The sequence below is a fragment of the Bacillus horti genome (genome assembly GCF_030813115.1).
GTDB lineage: Bacteria > Bacillota > Bacilli > Caldalkalibacillales > JCM-10596 > Bacillus_CH > Bacillus_CH horti.
In genome coordinates this window covers 29,677-49,637 of the sequence record NZ_JAUSTY010000011.1, presented here as the reverse complement: position 1 = coordinate 49,637, position 19,961 = coordinate 29,677, and the positions used below count along the sequence as shown (strand labels likewise).

Annotated in this window: 11 protein-coding genes and 2 pseudogenes; 9 read left to right on the top strand and 4 right to left on the bottom strand. The window is 44.6% G+C overall.

Annotated elements, in window-relative coordinates; genetic code table 11:
* Positions 1-20 precede the first annotated feature (20 nt).
* A complete protein-coding gene (locus J2S11_RS13465) occupies positions 21-1,544 on the top strand; it encodes an acyl-CoA carboxylase subunit beta (protein ID WP_307395565.1) in 1,524 nt (507 codons plus the stop codon).
* Positions 1,545-1,702: 158 nt separating this feature from the next.
* Here J2S11_RS13465 and J2S11_RS13460 read toward each other — a convergent pair whose 3' ends face one another.
* Positions 1,703-2,008, bottom strand: a complete 306-nt coding sequence (locus tag J2S11_RS13460) for a hypothetical protein (protein ID WP_307395363.1) — start codon at positions 2,006-2,008, stop codon at positions 1,703-1,705.
* Between the two features lie 55 nt (positions 2,009-2,063).
* Positions 2,064-2,519, bottom strand: coding sequence for a hypothetical protein (locus tag J2S11_RS13455; RefSeq protein WP_307395362.1), 456 nt, complete (start codon positions 2,517-2,519; stop codon positions 2,064-2,066).
* 171 nt (positions 2,520-2,690) lie between these two features.
* On the opposite strand from J2S11_RS13455, the gene J2S11_RS13450 reads away from it, so the two are divergent.
* The 4 genes and pseudogenes from J2S11_RS13450 to srtB all read left to right on the top strand — a co-directional run bounded on the left by J2S11_RS13450 (position 2,691) and on the right by srtB (position 11,825).
* Positions 2,691-3,812, top strand: a complete 1,122-nt coding sequence (locus J2S11_RS13450; protein WP_307395360.1) for a M20/M25/M40 family metallo-hydrolase — start codon at positions 2,691-2,693, stop codon at positions 3,810-3,812.
* Between the two features lie 354 nt (positions 3,813-4,166).
* A pseudogene (locus J2S11_RS13445) lies at positions 4,167-4,391 on the top strand (reverse transcriptase domain-containing protein); the annotation flags it as partial.
* A 341-nt stretch (positions 4,392-4,732) separates the two neighbouring features.
* Positions 4,733-11,026, top strand: a complete 6,294-nt coding sequence (locus J2S11_RS13440; RefSeq protein ID WP_370875522.1) for a DUF7601 domain-containing protein — start codon at positions 4,733-4,735, stop codon at positions 11,024-11,026.
* 19 nt (positions 11,027-11,045) lie between these two features.
* A complete protein-coding gene (gene srtB, locus J2S11_RS13435; protein ID WP_307395356.1) occupies positions 11,046-11,825 on the top strand; it encodes a class B sortase in 780 nt (259 codons plus the stop codon).
* Positions 11,826-11,906: 81 nt separating this feature from the next.
* Here srtB and J2S11_RS22410 read toward each other — a convergent pair.
* Positions 11,907-12,092 (bottom strand): annotated as a pseudogene (locus J2S11_RS22410) (IS30 family transposase); the annotation flags it as partial.
* Positions 12,093-12,195: 103 nt separating this feature from the next.
* Here J2S11_RS22410 and J2S11_RS13425 point away from each other — a divergent pair.
* Positions 12,196-13,281: a response regulator gene (locus J2S11_RS13425; RefSeq protein ID WP_307395355.1), complete on the top strand. Its 1,086-nt coding sequence runs from the start codon at positions 12,196-12,198 to the stop codon at positions 13,279-13,281.
* Positions 13,282-13,512: 231 nt separating this feature from the next.
* Here J2S11_RS13425 and J2S11_RS13420 read toward each other — a convergent pair whose 3' ends face one another.
* Positions 13,513-13,782: a hypothetical protein gene (locus tag J2S11_RS13420; RefSeq protein WP_307395353.1), complete on the bottom strand. Its 270-nt coding sequence runs from the start codon at positions 13,780-13,782 to the stop codon at positions 13,513-13,515.
* 129 nt (positions 13,783-13,911) lie between these two features.
* Here J2S11_RS13420 and trpS point away from each other — a divergent pair, with 129 nt between their 5' ends.
* From trpS to J2S11_RS13405, 3 genes are all read left to right on the top strand, one after another.
* A complete protein-coding gene (trpS, locus tag J2S11_RS13415) occupies positions 13,912-14,907 on the top strand; it encodes a tryptophan--tRNA ligase (protein ID WP_307395351.1) in 996 nt (331 codons plus the stop codon).
* The gene (locus J2S11_RS13410; RefSeq protein ID WP_307395349.1) at positions 14,900-15,757 is read left to right on the top strand and encodes a sulfurtransferase; all 858 of its coding nucleotides are present in this window, start codon (positions 14,900-14,902) and stop codon (positions 15,755-15,757) included. The genes trpS and J2S11_RS13410 overlap by 8 nt, the downstream gene beginning before the upstream one ends.
* Before the next feature lie 428 nt (positions 15,758-16,185).
* A complete protein-coding gene (locus tag J2S11_RS13405; RefSeq protein WP_307395347.1) occupies positions 16,186-19,818 on the top strand; it encodes an S-layer homology domain-containing protein in 3,633 nt (1,210 codons plus the stop codon).
* The last annotated feature ends 143 nt before the right edge of the window (positions 19,819-19,961 follow it).

Below are 19,961 nucleotides of genomic sequence, written 5' to 3'. Positions count from 1 at the left end.
ATGAGACAGCAAATGAAGCCATGCTAGAGAAAATTAATGAAATGTACGATAAAAAGCGGCATATTGAGCTTGGTGGTGGAGATCAGCGTATTCAGGCTCAGCATGATAAAGGGAAGCTTACAGCAAGAGAAAGAATTCAGCTTTTAGTGGATACAGATACATTTGTTGAGCTGTATGCCTTTGCCCAAAGCAGAGGAGATGTGAGTGCACCTGGAGAGGGAGTTGTAACAGGGTATGGTAAGATTCATGGTAGGCTAGTGTATATTTTTGCTCAGGACTTTACTGTTTATGGAGGTGCTCTTGGAGAAACTCATGCTCAAAAAATAGCTAAAGTTATGGATCTAGCTGCAAAAAATGGAGCTCCAATTATCGGGCTGAATGATTCTGGCGGCGCTCGCATTCAGGAGGGTGTTGTTTCTTTAGACGGATATGGTCATATTTTTTATAGAAACTCTATTTATTCGGGAGTGATTCCTCAAATCTCTGTTATTATGGGTCCTTGTGCCGGAGGAGCGGTGTATTCTCCAGCGATTACTGATTTCGTGTTTATGGTGGAGAAGACAAGTCAGATGTTTATCACTGGTCCAAAAGTCATTGAATCTGTTACGGGTGAAAGGATTACTTCCGAAGAATTAGGTGGAGCTAATGTCCATGCTTCAACTAGTGGCAACGCTCATTTTACATCTTCAAGTGAGCCGGCCGCTTTAGAGGAAGTAAGACGACTTATTCCTTATCTCCCACAAAACAATGAACAAAAGCCGCCTTCCCAAGAAACAAACGATTCAAGGGACTGGGTTGAAGAATTACTTGACGCGGTTCCTATTGAAGGGACGAAGGTCTATGATGTTAGAAAGGTCATTGAACTCATTGTGGATCAAGGAGATTTTATGGAGGTCCATGCTTCCTTTGCCAAAAACATTGTGGTCGGATTTGGCAGAATCAATGGTGAGTCTGTAGGAATCATAGCCAACCAACCAAAGGTCATGGCTGGTGGATTAGATATAAATTCAGCAGATAAGCTCTCTCGTTTCATCCGTTTTTGTGACTGCTTTAACATACCTTTAATTACGTTTGAGGATGTAACTGGCTTTTTCCCTGGAATCAAGCAGGAGCATGGGGGGATTATTCGCCATGGAGCTAAAATCCTCTACGCTTATTCGGAGGCAACGGTGCCTAAGATTACGGTTATTACTCGTAAAGCTTATGGCGGGGCGTATGTAGCCTTAAATAGTAAGGCTATCGGTGCGGATGTTGTGTACGCGTGGCCTAATGCTGAAATCGCAGTGATGGGACCAGAGGGTGCAGCTAATATTATCTTCGCTAAGGAAATTAATCAGAGTGAGGATCCAGTTGCCACAAGGGCCACTAAGATACAAGAGTATCGAGAGCAATTTGCTAATCCGTACATAGCGGCGTCTAATGGGATGGTGGATGATGTGATTGATCCTAGAGAAACACGGAAGAAGCTGATCGAAAGTCTTGAAATGCTAAGGAACAAGAAGGAGCCTCGCCCTTCTAAAAAGCATGGGAATATTCCGTTATAACATAACGGATAAGAGCAGCATCAGATGTTTTTGGCTTTAATAAAATACGAGAAAATGTGAGTAAAAAATAAAAAAACTGCCGTAATGAGAAAGTAATCAAGTCTAAGCAAGAAATACTTGAGCAAATTCTCTTCAGTAATATGGCAGTTTTTAACTATTTAAAAGTAGATGGATACCGATGCTGGAAAATCGGGAAGGTCAATAGCTTTGGCTACCTCATCTTTAAACTTTTCTATATTTAACCACGCTACAAATTCATCTGGACCGAAGCTGTTTACATAACCAGCAAAGGATATAGTTCCATCTGGATCAATCATTTCCCAATATTGTTTAAAAGGATGGTTTCCCTCCACATTCCTAAGCCATTCATCAAATTCTAATTGTAGTTCATAAGCTTGCTCAGCTAAATCATCACTGAACTCATAATAAAACTGTGTATGGGCACAATGAATTTCTACAACCATATCTTTGTACTCCTTTTATATATTTATTAATATTTAGCATTGTAATCTTCTAAAACTATTCATTTAAGTCTAAGACGTCTAGCCCTTGCAACAATAATTCTGAAGTCGATCTTCGTTCGGTAAAGTATTTAATTAGCTTTTCCTTGGGTTGGTAAACAAGATATTTTGAGTATTTTTCAAGCAGTTCTTGATGTGATGATGTAATAGGTATCACAATAATTTCAGGTTCTCTATGATCTGCATATTGGCGGTAGCCTCTTTCGCTGCTTCCAATACCATGAATAGATCTCAACAAAATAAGTTCTTCTCTGGTAAGAAGTGAAAGTCTGTTATGTAGGATTTGTTTACAGTCTAAATAATTCTTATATAGGTCTGCTGGTAACGATTCCTTATCCCCTTCTCTATAAAAGGGAAGTAACTCATCACCAGCATCATTTAGAATTTTACACAACTTTACAATTTTATGAATGTCATTTTTTAATCTTTGAGCTTCTTGATAAATTTGAATCACCCCTGTTTAACAGAGTAGTTTAGAGTAGTGAACTATGTGATCATATGCATATAATACTTCTAGGAAGTCTAGTTGTACCCCTATCATTTTATTATAAAAAGAGGTACTTATGGTATAGTATTAGTATATGTAACGTTAGAGTTGTAGAATGAAAGAAAGAGGGATTATGGAATGGTTAATGAACAACGCTTATTAGATGAATTTTTAGAATTAGTACAAATTGATAGTGAAACAAAGCATGAAGCTGAGATAGGGAAAGTACTTATAGATAAGCTAAATGAACTTGGTCTAGAGGTCTTTGAGGATGACTCTAAGGCTATAACTGGTCATGGTCATGGAAATATTATTGCTTTCCTTAAGGGGAATACTGAGGCACCGTGTATTTATTTTACTTCTCATATGGACACTGTGGCACCGGGTAACGGAATTAAACCTTCTATTCAAGATGGTTATGTGGTTTCAGATGGAACGACGATTCTTGGTAGTGATGATAAAGCAGGTCTTGCTGCGATGCTAGAAGGAATTAAAGTGTTGAAGGAAAACAATCTACCACATGGAGATATTCAATTGATCATTACAGCAGGAGAGGAATCTGGCTTAGTAGGAGCGAAGGCGCTCGATCCTAAGCATTTAAAAGCTGAGTTAGGCTTTGCCTTTGATAGCAATGGTCCAGTTGGTCATATCATTGTAGCGGCACCAACTCAGGCAAAGGTAAAGGCGACGATTTACGGAAAATCCGCTCATGCTGGTGTTAATCCAGAGGATGGTATCAGTGCGATTCAGGTAGCTAGCCAAGCAATCTCTAAAATGAAACTAGGACGTATCGATTCGGAAACGACAGCAAATATCGGACGTTTTGAGGGTGGAGGAGCTACAAATGTAGTTTGTGATCGTGTAGATATTTTTGCCGAGGCTAGAAGTCTTGTAACAGAAAAAATGGAAGCCCAAGTTCAGGACATGAAGCGAGTATTTGAGCAAGTGGCTAAGGATAATGGAACTTCTGCTGACGTGGAGATTGCTGTGATGTATCCAGGATTTAAGTATTCTGATCAAGACCTTGTTGTACAAATTGCTCAAAAGGCAGCTAAGGAGATTGGTCGTGAATCTAAGCTATTATCAAGTGGTGGTGGATCTGATGCTAACGTGATAGCAGGTCATGGTATTCCTACTGTAAATCTAGCGATAGGCTATGAGCATATTCATACAAAGCAGGAGAGAATGCCTATTACTGAGTTAAATAAAACAGCTGAGCTCTTTATTGCTATTACTCAACGAGTTATTTCTCTTACATAACTCCGCAGGATCGTACCGTGTACAAAGCTCCCAGCGCAAGGTGTTTCGCGACACGATTGCGGTCGTTTGACTACATGCAGGACTTCACCAACACGTCGTATATGGCTGATAAGTATTAAGGATGATAGATATTGAGAGAATGATATTTTCCCCCTAATAATTCGAGGTCAACAACTCATATTTAATTTGGATGAAAAATATTGGATACAGCCGTTAGCCCCTCTGTCTCAGACAGAGGGGCTATTTTGTGCGCCAGCATGTGCGCTATCTCTAGGGTTCAAGTCCCGAATAGCGAAAGCAGTAGTAGCTATTAGCTTAAGACAAGGGTGTCCACGCAAAATCCTCTTCTTTCTAAATATTGTCTTAGATGAATTAGACAAAGAATTAGAGAAGAGGGGTCATCACTTTGTACGTTACGCAGATGATGCCAACATCTATGTCAAAACAAGAAAATCAGGCGAAAGAGTGATGAGTTCAATTACGACATTCATTGAGAGGAAACTATAACTAAAGGTCAACCAAGAGAAGAGTGCGGTGGATAGACCATGGAAACGTAAGTTTCTAGGGTTCAGCTTCACTTTTCATACCCTCCTCACTCGATTGCTATGTATAGGTTTTGTATAGGCCTTGGTAGTATAGTAGTTAAATACGCTGTATAAACTTGGCGTATTCTGTGGTTTTTCAGTATTTGATTGGCGAAAATGGTCGACGGAGGGGGGAGAGAGGAAAGTTATTAAGCATTGATTAATCGCCTGCACACCCAAGGAGCCTGCTCGGTCATCTGAAATTACGCAAGATTTCGAAGATGTGCAGGGCTACTGAGGTCAAGCAAATAGCATATGTCTATTCGATTTTGCGCTATATGGGGCAGATGATCTTGCTGTCGACAAAAAATTCGCGAAATGGAGGGGAATTTGGCATTGAAACGAAAACACAGTGTAAGCAAAACTGTGCTGTCTTTCTGTCTGGCGGTTATGCTTATTTTACAAGCAGTGACGTTCTCTGCTCCTGTATATGCGGAGAGCGCACCAGTCGATGTCAGTGAGGACGGCTCGCCGACCGAGTCGGTAACTGAGGCGGTGTACGATGCGCCAGACGGGCCTGTTGCACTGGAGGTCACCGGCTCGGTGGCTTTAGCGGCTGGTCCAGAGGACAAAACGGCGCTGTTTATGGGAGCGAACGAGCCCTTTCCGCTAGAGGTGGTGCAGGATAACCAAGCCGTTGTTCCTGGCGGCACTATCCAAGGCAGACAGCCATTCACGCTTAAGTCGGAAGGTCTAAAGGTGCCAGTGAATGGTGATGACGCCGATCCGACTAATGCGGATCCAGACCTATACATTCAGAAGGGTGACTGGATCGAGCTGAAAAGGGATGACTACTTCAAGGAAGTGGTGTTGCCAACGGCTACTAGACCCTTGATGGCATCAACTGAAAGTGGCGTGAAACAGCTTGGCATTGCCTATTTCACACCGAATAGCATCAGGATTGTTTTTGATGGCGATGATGGCTTTTTCAATGGTGTCGGTCGAGGGGTTAGCTTCGGCTTTGAAACCACCGCTAACTCGGATGTAACAGGCTTAGAACATGGTGAGTCAAAGGACACTTTCATTTTCGGGGAAAACTACCAGCTAAAAAACCCGGATGTTACGCCGGCATACAGCATCAACTTGACAGGTAACAACTGGCCAAAGAATGGGAGCTGGACATGGTGGTATGTGACCGTGCCAGCCTATCAGGATGGTTATTTGACCTTCCAGTCAACTCCATCCTCTTTTGATGTGCTTGATCCAACAATCAAGCTGCCGCTGGATGAGATGACTTTCTATACGAAGCCTTCCGATTACCGTATGGTCTATATACCGGGCTCCTTCAAGGTAAACGGCGCTACGGTAGAGCCAACCATAGATGCAGATGGCGGTTTGAGCTACATCTTTCCGCTAGGAACAGGGGTGGATCCACAGGTCGAGTATCGAGCATGGTTTCATAAGGATTTGTATTATAAAGAGTACCGGGCCGTGGGAATCGATCCCGGACGAAATGGCGGACAGCGTTTCGACCCAAAAGTAGAACTGAGAGCTGGGAGTGCTGATGTAATAGCCAGTGCAGCACGGGAAACGTGGCTTGCACCCGACTGGATTCAAGCATCCGCCTCTTATGATCATCCCAATGAGACTATTACATGGACAGTCAATGTAAACCAATATAACAAGCAAGGTTTAAAAAACCTTACCATCACAAATGTACTACCTGCAGGGCTGGAGTTTACCTCTGCCACATGGCAGACATGGGAGAATGGTGTGGCATCTGAAGAAATGTCGATTACTCCGGATGGGGACAGTGTATACTCCTTCGGGAATATCGACGGTAGAGTTCAACTGATTATTAAGTCCAAAGTAGAAAGCGGTTCCGAGTTCAGAATCGATCCACGTGCCAACTGGGCTTTGGATACACCAGACGGCATTCAGAATAATGATGTAACCACTGATTTAAGACCTTTAGCAGTTACTGACGAGGCAATTGTTACCATTGGCGCGCACACTTTTACAAAAGGTGGCACTATTTCAATGGAGGATTTCAACCTAGGCGGCATCACGTGGACCGTTAATCTAACGCCACAGTATGCCCTTCCAGATGCGGTCGTATACGATGTATTGGTGCATGGCGGAGATTTGAACGTTCTGGATAACGCTGTGGATGAAACCGACGAAGTGAATGCAGAAACCATTGCAAAAATTAAAGCAAATGTAAACATTGCACAGCTTTGGAAGAAGTATCATGAGGGAACCTTGAATGGTGTTACGAATGCGAACGACTTAACCATGAAGGTTATACCTTTAACCGTGAACGGTGAAGTGGTGGCTGATTTGATCAAGGTGACCGGATACACCACCGACAAAGCTACTTCCTTCAAATTTCGTGCACTTGAGACCAACACGGACATTCTCTTCAAACAGGATATTATTGCAGAGAGAACACGCTGGAATCGGGCTTTGCTCTTTGACGGCGAAACCGTAAAACAAGCACAAAACAGTATCAATCTTCACCTGCGTATGCTGAACAAGGATATGCTTACAGCATCCTATCCTATTAAGGACGACGGGACGACTGACACATGGTATATCCCGAACGACGTTCACCGCTATATCGGTTGGGATGGTTCATCAAGCGGCGACGAATACACATTGGCCGGTTATGACCGTACAACCAAGACGGTTACCTTCCGCCTAGGCGTCAATATGCCGGGCTACAATACGGACGAAATGGCGAAAGATGGCGGAAGTCGAGTGATCAGCGACAATAGACTGGTAGACACCCTGCCGGAGGGCTGGGAGTTCGTTCCGTTTTCCGAGGGGAAGGATTTTGAGCTTTGGAAAGGTTATTCGGACAATGGCAGCGACACTGGCTATGGAGTTCGAAACAACGCTGTATCAATCATCGAGCCGAATGACCCTGCTCATGTGGTGAGTTTCTCTCATAGCGGCAACGTAGGCACCTTCACCTTCTCCAAATTGGAGGGGCCTTATGTCATTCTGGTGAAGGCAAGACCTTCCAATGTTGCTCTGGAGAAATATCTGGAGGAATACATCACAAACGGGACAGACCGACAGGTGCTATATAACAAAGCCGACCTCCATATGACATGGGGCGGTGTGGAGAAGACGGTCACTGAACAGCGTAAGGTAATCGTCCCGATCCAGACATTAAGCAAATCGGTAAGCAAGCCGACGCCGGGCGTGCTGGAATGGACAGTAAACTATACGCCTCCATTTAATCTGGAGCAGGGTGTGTATTTGCAGGATACGATCGGCGCTAACATGAACCTGCGCTATGATGTAGACGGCAAGCTCGTGCTAACAGCTCCCAGCATGGCAGTTTATCCGGCTAAACTGACTCCCAGCGGTGCTCTGGAACGAGAGGGCGCAGCACTGGATCTAAGCGACCCGAATGCTGAAGTACAAATAGAAGCTGCACCAGGCGTAGAAGGCACTACAGTTCTAGAATTCAAAATGAATGACCCTAATAAGTTTTACCAGTTTGTGTACCAAACAGAGGTGGATCCATCTAAAGCGAAAGCCGGAGACAAAATGGGCAACGAGGTAAAGCTGGTGGGTGATGATAAGCTGGAATCTATCAGTGCAAAAAGTGAAAGCACGCTAGACAGTTCGGACGTAGCCGGCAGTTCAGGTTCCAATGCTCTACTACCACTGAAAAAGGTGGACCCCGACGGTAATCCGCTGCAGGGGGTACAGTTTACACTGTATAAGAAAGATGACGGAACCGAAGCTACAAAAGGAACAACCAATAGCGAAGGTAACCTTAATCTGCTATTCCCAGATCCAGGCTATTATGAGCTAAAGGAAACCTATATTGACACAAATACTTGGCTGCCAACTACAAGAGTTTATCAGGTGTATGTAGGAAATACTCCTGGGAAGCCCATCTGGGTGGACGGGATTAAGGTAGATGTGAATAATCAGCTGGTCGTGCCTACGCCGGCGCAAGGAAAGCTGACCATCAGTAATGAAGTGGAAGGAAACGGCAGCGATTCTTCCAAGGATTTTGAATACACCGTGACCTTCACCGGCGAGGGAGAGGATGGCGAGTACACCTATCAGAAGTCGGATAATACGGTTGGCAAGATTAAGAGTGGAGACAGGATTACCCTCAAGCACGGGGAATCAATGACGCTCCCGGCATTGCCTGCAGATCTGGGCTATACGGTAACCCAGAAAGATTATACTCCAGACAGTTACACGACCATGCCGGTGACGAGAGAGCTGTCCGGAACAATCGTGAATAAAGGTGACCACAAGGCGGATTTTGTCAACGAGCGATACGTTAACGATTTGACTGTTAGCAATACCGTCACGGGGGACGGCGCAGAATCGGACAAGCCGTTTAAGTACACGGTGACCTTTGACGGTACAGGGAAGGGTCGAACCTACAATTATGAGCATTCAGACGGCACGACGGGCACGGTCAAATCCGGCGATACCTTCGAGCTCAAGCATGGTGAGACCTTTAAAATTAAGGATCTTCCAGAGAATTTGAAGTATACGATCACCCAGGACGATTACAAGAACTACGGCTACGCGACTACCCCTGTGGCATTGTCCGATGAGGGGGTTATGGCTCGTGTCGATCGCGAAGCGGACTTCACCAATGAACGGACCGTCAACAAGCTGACGATCAGCAACACGGTTATGGGCAACGGCGGCGACAAGACGAAGGAGTTCGAGTACACCGTCATCTTTGAAGAAGCAGGCAAGGCTGGAAGTTACGCGTATACCAAGTCGGATAGCGAGACGAGTACACCAGGCACGATCAAGTCAGGCGATTCCTTCACACTCAAGGATGGAGAGACACTGGAAATTGTGGGTCTGCCTGAGGATCTGAAATACACAGTTACCCAGAAGGACTACACAGCCGATGAATACGTGACCATTCCAGAGGAACGGTATTATACCGGGGTCATGGAGGGCGAAGATGAAGATGCCCCGTTCACGAACGTGCGAGTCTTGAAGGGCGGCCTGCTAATCAGCAACACGGTTAAAGGCAAAGACGACGACAAGAAGAAGCCGTTCAAGTACACGGTTACCTTCACAGGCGAGGGAGCGAACGGATCCTACTCCTATGAGAAGTCGGACGGCAGCAAAGGCTCGATCAAGAGCGGGGAGACCTTCGAGCTTACAGATGGCCAGACGCTCGTTGTGCAAGAACTTCCGACGTATCTCGAGTATATGGTGACCCAGGATGATTATACGGAAGAGGGCTATGTGACGGATCCTGAAAGTCTCGTTCGCACAGGCACCATTCCGGAGAAAAAAGTGGCCGAAGCACACTTTGTCAATACCCGACCATATCTGGAAGGCGTGTTGCGTGACAACAACACAGGTGAAGTCATTCCGAACGCGGAAATCATCGTGACGAACAAGAAGAACGACGAGCAGCAGACGATTTGGACAAATGAGAAGGGTGAATATTCAGTTCCTGCTGAGGCGGATACCGACTATACGATCACGTATACGAAGATATATCAGGTAGGCGGGAAGGATGTCTCTATCCCGTTCACGCAGAAGGCCAATGTGGACAGCAGCGTGAAGGACGAAACCGTTCCAGCGGACATTACGGCGGTAGGGATCGTTCTATTCAAGCAGCTGGATGGAACAACAGAGCTATTCAACGATTCGTTTACCAGCCAGATGCGCATCTATTTGAAGGACAAGGACGGCAATTATATAAGGGAAAACGGTCGTCCCAAGGCATTTCCGATGGCTTCGAACGGCACTTTCTCCGTGGAAGGGCTAAGCGAGCAGAAGTACACAATGGAAGTTCGTTATAAAGCTGAGATCGGTGAGGAACTGCTCTTCAGAGTGACGCAACTGGACGTGAAAGCCAATGGAGAGCTGAATATTTCCGAGGAATTGGTTGACCCTTACGGTACGGTTTATGATGAAACGACAGGAGATGCTATCACTGGCAAGAAAATTGACGGAGCCAAAGTTACACTGTATTATGCGGATACGCAGCGCAATAGAGATAACGGCCGCATTCCGGATACGAAAGTAACGCTTCCTTCGGTTCCGAATTTCCCGCCATACGACAACGAGAGCCCCGAGCAGGATAGCGACGCAAATGGCTTCTATGCATACATGGTTTTTCCTGAAGCGGATTACTATCTGATCGTAACGAAGGACGGCTACGAGACGCACAGGAGCGATACGATTTCTGTCGATTTTGACATTGTAAAATATGACGTGCCAATGAAACCGATTCGTTCTGGTGGGGGCTCCGACAACGGTAACAACGATACCGACAATGGAAACAGCGGAACCGACAACGGCAACAACGATACCGACAATGATAACAGCGGAATCGACAACGGCAACAACGATACCGGCAACGGCAACAACGAAAACGACAATGATAACAGCGGAACCGGCAACGGCAACAACAATACCGACAATAATAACAGCGGAACCGACAACGGCAACAACGATACCGACAATGATAACAGCGGAACCGACAATGGCAACAACGATACCTACGATGGTAATAGCGGAACTGACAACGGTAACAACGAGCTGGACAATGTTCCGAAAACAGGAGATAATAGCACATCGCCAATCTTCTATTTAGCTTTGGCATTGATGTCCTTGATTGTGATCGGGTTCTGTCTGCTCACTAGCAAGAAGAGAAAGCACATTCTGTAACCGGAAAGGCGGTAAGAAAATGAGCAAAATCAAAAAAATTCTTATCGTCATTTCCTTCCTTCTGTTGGTTTTTTCTCTCATCAATGTTGCGCGAATTCTCCTGCAGGATTATGAGGAGCAGCGGCAGATGAAAGAACTAACAGAAATCTGGAAAAAAGAGTCAGACAAAGGGGAGAATGCCGCAACACCCTCCCCTTTTTTCACGAAGACGCATGAGCCGGTTATGCTCCCTGAATTTCAAGAGCTTTACAGGAGAAACCCGGACATCGTCGGCTGGCTGGAAATTGCCGGCACCCGAATTAATTACCCGATTATGCAGAACCAACAAGATTCGCAATACTATCTAAACCATGATTTCGATAAAAAGAAAAACAAAAATGGACTCCCCTTTTTGGACGCACATAGTCGGATAAACGGTTCGGACATTTTGCTGATTCACGGGCATCATATGAAAAGCGGCGTGATGTTTGCTGATCTGATGAAGTACAAGAAAGAAAGCTACTATAAGGAACATGCTACGCTCCAGTTCAGTACGCTTTACGAGAAGGAAGAATATGAAATTGTTGCTGTTATTCTTTCAAAGGTTTATCGCCAAACGGACGACGTTTTTAAATACTACCAGATTGAGAAGGTAGAAACGTCCGACGAGTTTGACTCGTACATTCAGAACATCAAAAAACTCGCACTATACGATACGGGCGTGACAGCTCAGTATGGCGACAAGCTTATTGTTCTGTCAACGTGTGAATACTCAACTGAAGATGGCCGATTAGCGGTGGTCGCCCGAAAGCGTACATGACGATGTTGAAACACGGAGTCAAGCTACTACATATCGCGTTCTCCCTAGGAGAACGCATTTTTTTTGAATAATGACGGATTGTCAAGCTAAGTGCGACAGTTCATCCATGAAAGCGTTAGTGAGCGGACCTCCAACTAGACTTTTACGAGGGCGATGGTTAATGAGACGGAAGTCTTCAGTTAACTCTTCGTTGGTGCTCTGAGCGAAGCCATGGCCTTTAGGGAAGAATTCCCGAAGAAGACCGTTCCCATTTTCGTTAGAGCTTCGTTATGACATTAACATCTAAATATAGGGCTCAGACTTATCGACAAAATTCAACAAAAAATGGTAAACTTATCATGAAAGTAGTCTGAAGAGAAAGGGGATCCTAATGAGAGCCATACTTGTGGATGATGAGCAACTGGCTCTGAAGCAGCTCAAGCAAATATTCGAACGTGATATAGATGGAGTAGAAATTGTGGAAACATGCTCGGATCCGTACAAAGTGCTTGAGATTGCGACCAAACATCTTCCTGATGCTATATTTCTAGATATTCGTATGCCTGAGATTGATGGTTTAAAGCTGGGGGAACAGATCCAGACGCGCCTGCCCGATGTAGAAATCGTCTTTGTTACTGCTTACGATCGCTATGCGGTACAAGCTTTTGATCTTCATGCCTTAGATTACATTATGAAACCTGTGCAGACAGATCGTTTGCGACGAACCATAGAACGTTTGCAGGGGAGATTTAAAAAAAGAAAAGCTAACCATATCCACGGGGTACAAACACCATTTATTTATTGTTTTAACCAGATTCGGTACCAGCTTCCCGGAGTGGAGCCTCAAACGATCAAATGGCGAACAAGCAAAGCGCAGGAGTTGTTTGCCTATCTGTTGCATTACCGTGGGCGAACCATTGACAGAAGTACGATTATCGAGCTTTTGTGGCCTAACCTTGAAGTGTCAAGGGCATCCCAGCAGCTTTACACCACCATCTATCATATTCGTCAAACGTTGAAACGAATCGGACTGGAGACGATATCGATCAGTAGCGGGGATTTAGAGTCTGGATACAAACTGATTATCGGGAACGCACGAGTGGATGTGGATGAATGGGAGAACAGACTGAAACAATTAGGTGTTCCACATCTTGAGCATATTAAAGAGCACGAGCGTATCTTTAAGCAGTTTGACGGTAATTATTTTGGAGAGTACGATTATTTATGGGCGGAACACGAACGGGAACGGCTTCGATTGTTGTGGTTAATCCAGGCAAGAAACTTGGGGAGACTATATATTGAACACGGAATGGCGGAAAAGGCTATTCAGGTGTATAGAATTGTTCAACAACTACTTCCTGATGTGGAGGAAACGTACTTTACCTTAATGAAATTATACAAGGCTGTTGGAGATATTGGAGGTGTAGAGGAGCAGAGTTGGCTGCTGTCCTCAAGAATGGATAGAGAATGGAATTGATTTTTGCTCAAAATCAGTAAGACGCCTCCAATAACTTGTACATATTCTCTAAAAAGGCAGACATAATGCCCTCAATTGGGTTAGACAGTAGTAATGAGAGTAGATAATGAAAATTACTCTTGCTTTTTTGGGGAAGTACTGATAATATAACTTTTAAATCTAAGCCCAACCTTTTTTACTAACGTATTATGGACTAAACTTTGAAAAAACAAACCGTTCTAAATAGTCAATTTAACATAGCACGCGATGATGGAGAAAAGTAAGTGTGAGGAGCATTTCAGAGAGCTGATGGGCGCTGCGAATCAGTATGCGAATTACGCCGAATGGGCTTCTGAGCAATGTGAAGATGAAGTGAGTTGTAGAAAGCTCCTGACAGTGAACTTTAAACGTACGATCTTTCTCTGGTAGGTTGTAGTTTGTATAGCCAGTGATTGACAGTATCGGATTGAAGAGCAGTTTGATCGTTGTGCAGGAGGTACAAACAACTAATAAAGGTGGCACCACGGGTTCCTCGTCCTTTTTATATGGATGGGGAGCCCTTTTTGTTTTTTAGCTTTTTGTTTAACAGGAAACAGATTAGTTAGCAAAAAAACTTAATAAAGAAGAGTATTGAAGGGAGCTTGAAGAACAGTGACAAAGAAGAGAATTTTATCAGGAATTCAACCGAGCGGAACATTAACTCTAGGTAACTACATTGGGGCTTTGCAGCATTTTGTTCGTTTGCAGGAGGAAGAGGAATGTTATTTCTGTATTGTAGACTATCATGCGATTACTTTACCTCGCAATGTAGAACAGCTAAGAGAAAACAAAAGAAAGCTTGCCGCGACTTACTTAGCGGTAGGGATTGATCCAGAAAAGGCAACCTTATTTGCCCAATCTGACGTATCGGCACACTTAGAGCTTGGATGGATTATGATCACAACGTCCTATATGGGTGAGCTTGAACGTATGACTCAATTCAAGGAAAAGTCTAAGGAAGCAGAGAGTATTCCAGCAGGGCTGTTTACGTACCCATCCTTACAAGCAGCAGATATTGTTTTGTACAATGCTACACATGTTCCAGTTGGAGATGATCAGAAGCAGCATCTTGAGCTAGCACGAGATTTAGCGCAACGCTTCAATCAACGCTACGGAGAGACTTTTGTGATTCCTGAACCAATGATTGCAGAGTTCGGGGCAAGAATCATGTCCTTAACGGAGCCTACGAGTAAAATGTCTAAAAGTAGCCTTGTAGAAGGTAGCTATATTTCTTTATTAGATGATCTAAAAACGGTAGAAAAGAAAATCAAACGTGCCGTTACTGATTCAGAGAATGAAATTCGCTTTGATGCCGTGAACAAACCAGCCGTTAGTAACCTACTGACGATCTATTCTTCCATTACTAATAAGAGCATGGCTGAAGCAGAGGAGCATTTTGCTGGTAAGGGTTACGGAGCTCTTAAGACAGAGGTGGCAGAGGTAGTAGTCGATATGCTTAAGCCTTTCCAAGAGAAGTATGAGTATTACTATCAGTCCGAGGAACTAGATAAATTGATGCAGCACGGCGCTGAAAAAGCTAGGAAAGTAGCCAATGAAACTCTTCAAAAGGTTAGAGATACGTTGGGGGTGGGTTTTACTAATGTTTAAAAACATCGTCACACGGGACTGGCTACTTGAGCATTTAGAGGATGAAGCTGTGGTTGTAGCTGATTGTCGATTTGATCTAGGTAACGCTCAGTTGGGTCAAGAGCAGTATGACCAAGACCATATTAAAGGTGCTGTTTACTTTCACTTAAATTCAGACCTATCTGGTCCAAAATCGGAGCATGGTGGAAGGCATCCATTGCCCGATGTTGAAGCTCTAAGTAAAACGTTTGGAGAAAAGGGAATTGACCAAAGTAAAACGGTGGTTGCTTACGATGCTCAAGGGGGAGCGATGGCAGCGCGTCTGTGGTTCTTATTGAAATACTTAGGTCATGAAAAAGTATATGTTTTAGATCAAGGCTACGGGAAATGGAAGGATAACGGATATCCTATTTCGACTGGAACGGGAACTGAAGCAAAAACTCCCGAAAAGAAAACCTTTGTCCCTAATGTTCAGCAGCATTTGTTGTATGGGATGGAGGATGTAAAGAAGAGGTTGAATGACATAGGAGTAACCATCATAGATTCTCGATCTCCTGACCGTTATCGTGGAGAAAATGAAACGATTGATCCAGTAGGTGGTCACATCCCTGGTGCGGAGAGTGCTTTCTGGATGGATAGCCTTGAACAAGGTCGCTGGAAGGCGAAGGAGCAACAGGAGGAGCGATTGCTTCAGTATTTACAGAGCGATAAAGAACTGGTTGTTTACTGTGGCTCTGGGGTAACCGCTTGTGCTAATTTAATTGCTTTTGATGAGGTTGGGTTAAAGCCTAAGCTGTATCTTGGAAGCTGGAGTGATTGGATTAGCTATAAGGATAATCCGATTGCGACGGGTGATGCGGAGATTGATTGAGCAAAATAGTCGTTTGCGAATCAGAGTACATCGTAATTATGACAGTCTAGTCTTTGCTTAGGATCCAAAAAGGGAAGAACTGAAAAGTGTAAAATTGTAAACAGCAGAGGGAGCCATTCGGCTCCCTCTCTTTTATGGGCTTGATTATTTTCTCAGCTTCCTAGCTCAGGTTTTTAAAATATCCCTACAATGGGGGATACATTATTTAATTTTGAACCTCTACAATTTTAGTGGAGGGCGTAGAGGTCTTCCTTGTTCTTCCTTACCAGCATCTGGTTAAGCACCTTTTGTTTCTAACCTTTTGCAAAAAGAAACTATGTATAAATATAACCGAAAGGAGTCAAGAAAAAATTAACCAGCTAACGCAAAAAATAATAAGCTGCATCATTTTAATGGTGCTTTTGGGGACACTAGCATCCACGCTATTCATGCCTGGCAACAGCGTCTCTGCCGCACAGGTCCAGGCTCAGTTTCTAAGAGATATTGTCTACTTACCATCTGGTTTTGCAAATATTATGCACGGTTATAGTGACGGAACAAGCGTCACATATGCAGATCCGGATCAGATACCTAGTAATGCGCGCTGGGTTACCATTGCACCCTTTTCCAGTCAGTTAAATGAAGGGGTAGAATTTTATTTCAGCAGGGATGGGATCACTACAGAAAAACGATTTATAGAGCTAAACAACTGGAGCGATTTCCCTGCAGATGTCAGGTGGTTGACTGTTAGCAACTTTGATGGAGGGTTCGGCGAGGGGAACCCTCTACAAAATCAAGAATATGCTTACAGTGTAGATGGGCTTACGGTGCAGAGGGGCTCGGAGGTCCCTGCAAATGCTTTATGGGCTACCTTGAGCTCTTATCAAGTCGAATGGGGAGGAGAGCTCAAAACGTTGGACTACAGCCGGTCACACTCCAGCTTCCCCCTTAACGTTGAAGTCATCCAAGCTGTTACGATAAGTTCAGATGCTTCAAACCCCAGCTTTGCTAAAATAGGGGATGAGGTCATCCTTTCCTTTACTTCCCTTTTTCCCTTACACGCACCTAGCGTTACTATGGCTGGGCAGTCCGTACCAGCTACAACAACAGATCCCAGTGGGAAAGTATGGAGGGCTTCTTTCATAGTGAGTCCAGTAGTGAACGAAGGGGAGGTTTCCTTTAGCCTCGTATATCGGGATCCTATAGACGATAGTCAAGAGACTGTAACGGGTACCACAGATGATAGCTCTGTGATCATTGATCAGACTCCACCTGCAATCATCCTAACTCCATCCACAACAGATTGGACGAACGATGTCGTTGTGGTCACTGGCCACGTAAGCGACATGGGGAGTGGAGTAGCTATACAAAAATGGGCTGAAGGGGAAAGAGATACCTCTTATTTTGGAGATGGCGGGCACATCGTCGAGGGAGATACAATTACCGCTTCAAAGAACCAGAGGTATACGTGGTACGCTAAGGATCGAGCGGGAAATGAAACGGTACAAATAATTGAGATCACTAATATAGACACGGTTGCCCCCACTTTGACGTTAGGCCATAACCCAACAGGGTGGACCTCAGAAGCTGTTCAAATTTCTGCTGTAGCTTCCGATGATCTGAGTGGCATTAAAGTTGTCAAGTGGGCATTAGGCGCACAGAATGAAGCTTTCTTTCAAAACGGTGAAGGAACTGGATTTAGTGATTCTTTTCCTGTAACTGCAAACGGGACGTACACGGTGTACGCCGAGGACTGGGCTGGGAATGGGGTAGTTCAACAAATAACGATTAGGAACCTAGATACCACTCCGCCTATCATTAGCTTAACGCCCTCCACCACAGTAGCAACTAAAGAGGATGTAATAATTAGAGCAGACATTTCAGATTCCGAAAGCGGGATTGCTCTGAGCAAATGGGCGGCTGGAGAGCAAGATGCTTCCTATTTTTTAAATGAAGGAACTAGTTTAGACGGGGAAGCCTTTATAGTTTCTGAAAATGGCAGCTATACGGTCTATGCCAAGGATAACGCTGGGAATGAATGTGTAGAGACTATTGAGATCAGTCATATATTTAAAACAAGCTCTAGTGTCAGCTTATCTCTGGAAACAAATACGTGGACGAACGAGCCGATTCGTGTTCAAGCTCATATCATGGATAACGGTAGTGGCATAGCAGAACAGAAATGGGCTAAGGGTGAGCAAGAAATTCCTTATTTCATAGACGCCGGAATACCCCTTGATGATATAGAGTTCACAGCAAATGAGAATGATTGGTATACGGTATATATCAAAGATAACGCAGGTTATGAGGTTGTAGTAAGCATTGAGGTTACAAACTACGATTATGAAAAGCCGACCATAGATGAGCCCATACTGTCTCCAGCTACATGGACGAATGGAACGATCACCGTTACCGTATCCGCTCAGGATAACTCAGGTGAACTCTCCATATACAAATGGAGTACTGGGGAACAGGTCGAGGCCTTCTTTCTGAATGGTGGGGGCACAGCTTTCAGTGATTCGTTTACTGTGGATGAGAATGGAGCTTACACCATTTATGTACAGGACGCTGCCGGTAATGGGGCAGTGCTATCATTTCATGTGAGTACAATAGATAGAGACGTTCCTGAGACTCATTTACGTCTTTCTACTGAGCTCCCAACGAATCAGAACGTTACGGTGACGGCAGATGTTTACAGCGCAAGCCCTGTTCTCAGGCAAAAGTGGGCTTTAGGTGAGCAGCTCCTATCCTATTTTGATACAGAGGGTATTGATTTTGTCGACACCTTTGAGGTGGAGCTAAACGGTTGGTACACGGTCTACGCAGAGGACGCAGCTGGAAACAAGCAGGTTGAAACATTTGAAATCACAAATATATTCAAAGAAGTCCCTGTCATCCGGCTCATCGTGTCACCCACTGTACCTACTCAAGAAAGGATAACGGTGACAGCTTCGGTTTACTCTCAAAGTCCATTAGTAGAACGCAAGCTTGCCTTTGGGCAGCATGATGTTACTTATTTTCAAACAAAGGGTGAGCCTTGGAGTGATCAGCTTGAGGTACTAGAGAACGGATGGGTGAGCTATTATGTGCAGGATTACGTAGGAAATGAAACGGTCAAGCAGGTAGAAATCACGAACATTGACCGGGAAAAGCCTATTATCACACTAAACGGCCAGGAAAAAATGAGCGTTGTAGAACGCTCTGCCTTTACAGATCTAGGGGCGACAGCCTTTGATAATCTAGACGGTGATCTTACTGAGCAAATTGTTGTGTCGGGACAAGTGAATACTCAAGTCGTAGGTGAATACAGTCTCCAATATAATGTGACTGACACCGCAGGTAATTCTGCTGAGGAAGTCATCCGAATAGTCACTGTTCTCCCTCGCCCGAGCGTTGGCGAGCCTGACCATGGCAGCGGGCTCGCGCCTAAGGAAACAGCAAAGCCGCATTCACCCGGAGAAGGTAAAATACCTAGCTCTCCCGAAGAACTCACCTGTCCTGATGAGAATTTAGCGGGAGAGTGTGGAGCAGAAGATAAGCTGATGTTCCAAGATATTAACGAACATTGGGCCAGAGAAGCTATTAATAAGCTGACTAGCTCTGGGCAAATCCAAGGATATCCAGACGGGACATTCAAACCAAACCGCATGATCACGAGGGCGGAGTTTGCTACCCTGTTGGTTAACAGCCTAGGGTTAAACAAAAAGAAGGAAAATTCGTTTCTAGATACACCCGAGCATTGGGCAAGGGATCACATTGCTGCGGCAAAACAACATGGGATTATTGCTGGCTACAGCGACGTATCGTTTGGCCCTGATGATCCGCTTACAAGAGAACAGATGGCTATGATGCTCGTGAATGCATACTCGCTAAGTGCTAAGAAAGAGCCTGCCTTGATTTCTTTTCATGACTACAAGACTATGGCAGGATGGGCACAGAATGCCGTTCAAATTGTGGTAGATAATCAGATTATGGTTGGTTTTCCTGGGGGCTATTTCCACCCTAAGGCATTTAGCACAAGGGCAGAGAGTGCAGTTGTCTTGTACAGGGTGCAGCTCCTCATGAATGATCTTTCAGAGTGAACGATTCTTTCCCTGTTCTTCCTACGGGATATTCTATCTCAAAAGCACAAGGGATTAGGGCGTTCAGAGGAATCTTTCAGGTGCTAGCTCCATAGATTTCTAACGCAAAAAAAGTAGACTTCTTTCTGGATTGAACTGTACCC

What these genes read in the sequence shown, in the direction of transcription:
- srtB (WP_307395356.1), top strand. Translation starts at nt 11,046, where the DNA reads ATGAGCAAAATCAAAAAAATTCTTATCGTCATTTCCTTCCTTCTGTTG.
- J2S11_RS13460 (WP_307395363.1), bottom strand. Translation starts at nt 2,008, where the DNA reads ATGGTTGTAGAAATTCATTGTGCCCATACACAGTTTTATTATGAGTTC.
- J2S11_RS13465 (WP_307395565.1), top strand. Translation starts at nt 21, where the DNA reads ATGCTAGAGAAAATTAATGAAATGTACGATAAAAAGCGGCATATTGAG.
- J2S11_RS13425 (WP_307395355.1), top strand. Translation starts at nt 12,196, where the DNA reads ATGAGAGCCATACTTGTGGATGATGAGCAACTGGCTCTGAAGCAGCTC.
- J2S11_RS13410 (WP_307395349.1), top strand. Translation starts at nt 14,900, where the DNA reads ATGTTTAAAAACATCGTCACACGGGACTGGCTACTTGAGCATTTAGAG.
- J2S11_RS13450 (WP_307395360.1), top strand. Translation starts at nt 2,691, where the DNA reads ATGGTTAATGAACAACGCTTATTAGATGAATTTTTAGAATTAGTACAA.
- J2S11_RS13405 (WP_307395347.1), top strand. Translation starts at nt 16,186, where the DNA reads ATGCCTGGCAACAGCGTCTCTGCCGCACAGGTCCAGGCTCAGTTTCTA.